The 1303-nt window shown below is 56.4% G+C and carries 2 protein-coding genes; both read left to right on the forward strand.

Annotated features, from left to right (window positions below):
* The first annotated feature begins 145 nt into the window (after nt 1–145).
* Nucleotides 146–859: a MerR family transcriptional regulator gene (locus AAFX91_RS41725; RefSeq protein WP_028169417.1), complete on the forward strand. Its 714-nt coding sequence runs from the start codon at nt 146–148 to the stop codon at nt 857–859.
* Nucleotides 860–1146: 287 nt separating this feature from the next.
* The gene (locus AAFX91_RS41730; RefSeq protein ID WP_394570352.1) at nt 1147–1296 is read left to right on the forward strand and encodes a hypothetical protein; all 150 of its coding nucleotides are present in this window, start codon (nt 1147–1149) and stop codon (nt 1294–1296) included.
* The last annotated feature ends 7 nt before the right edge of the window (nt 1297–1303 follow it).

The following is a 1303-nucleotide window of genomic DNA, read 5'->3' on the forward strand; positions in this document are numbered from 1 at the left end:
TAGCCTCCCGGACGCGCCAGCCCAACGAGGCCTCCTCAACAGAAAAAAAACGCTTCATTCCTCACGTTTTTCAGCAGGCTGCTAGATCATTGAAATGACTTGAATCTCACCCGACGTCAGGTTGTAGGCTTGAAAACAGAGGACCATGACAAAACCTACACCACGAAGGCGTCGATGGCGCATTGGCGAGCTTGCAGAGGCTACCGGCGTGACGGTTCGCACTCTGCATCACTACGAACACACGGGTTTATTGAGCGCCTCGGAACGCACCGGCGGCGGTCACCGAATGTACGACCGCGAGAGCGTACAACGAGTATATCAAATCCTAGCGCTACGTGAGCTTGGCTTCTCGCTTGAAGAGATTCGCAGAGCGATTGGGGGCAGCACCTCGCTCACTGACTTGTTGCGCATGCATTTGGAGAGAATTGAGCTTCAAGTCGCGCGTACAACCCTGCTGCGAGATCGCTTGCGCAACATGACAACGGATGGAGAAATACACGTCAGCGTAGATGAGCTACCTGCCACTCTGGACGCCATGTCACGGGTTGAGGAGCGCACTCAGGAGCTCCGATGCACATGCGTCCTGGACGCAGTTCGCGAGGAGCGGTGGCGGAAGATCCGCGACGACCTGCGCGATTGCGTGGAACGGGGTGAGCATCCCTGCAGCGAACGGGCGAATGCTGTGGCGCTTCAAGCGCGTTCACTAATCACTGAAATCGCCGGAATTGAATCGACCGTTTCAACAATACTGAAAGTTCTTGCGCGACTCAGTGCGCCTCGCAACATGACTGGCTGGGATCCCCACCTAATGCAGTATCTCGACCTCGCCCTTGCCGCCCTGAAGGATGAACCGCACTGACTTGTCGCGCACTTTGCGTGCACGACCGCCGCGTTCTCCATTTAGATGAGAATGAGATGAGTTTTTGACCTAAGCACGCGGCTCGCGTCGCGTGGTTGAGGACCTCGTTGTGCTCGTCTCGAGGTTTTGCCCCGTCTCTCCGTCCTCGAGATGCGGCTTTTTGATACATTCACCAGACGAAGCCTCTCCAATGGGCTTGAATCGTACGTAGCGTCAAATTGTTCGATCTAAGTAGCTGGCCGCGGCCCCTGACAACACGGGACAACTCTGGCTAGCGGGAGGATCGTATGGAACTGCAACAGCATCAGAATGAAACGATTGCCGTTCTTGAGGACAGGCGCACCGCCGCCGATGGCTTTGCCGCTCTACGCCTAGGCCGTGTGGACAGTTACCTTATCCAGAGCAGAGTGGCGGCAATGGCGACGACGGCGAAGTAGTTTCGCG

The sequence above is a fragment of the Bradyrhizobium sp. 31Argb genome (assembly GCF_043638955.1).
Lineage (GTDB): Bacteria > Pseudomonadota > Alphaproteobacteria > Rhizobiales > Xanthobacteraceae > Bradyrhizobium.

Bases quoted from the DNA above. Each gene is read 5' to 3' on its own strand.
- AAFX91_RS41725 (WP_028169417.1), top strand. From the start codon at position 146: ATGACAAAACCTACACCACGAAGGCGTCGATGGCGCATTGGCGAGCTT.
- AAFX91_RS41730 (WP_394570352.1), top strand. From the start codon at position 1,147: ATGGAACTGCAACAGCATCAGAATGAAACGATTGCCGTTCTTGAGGAC.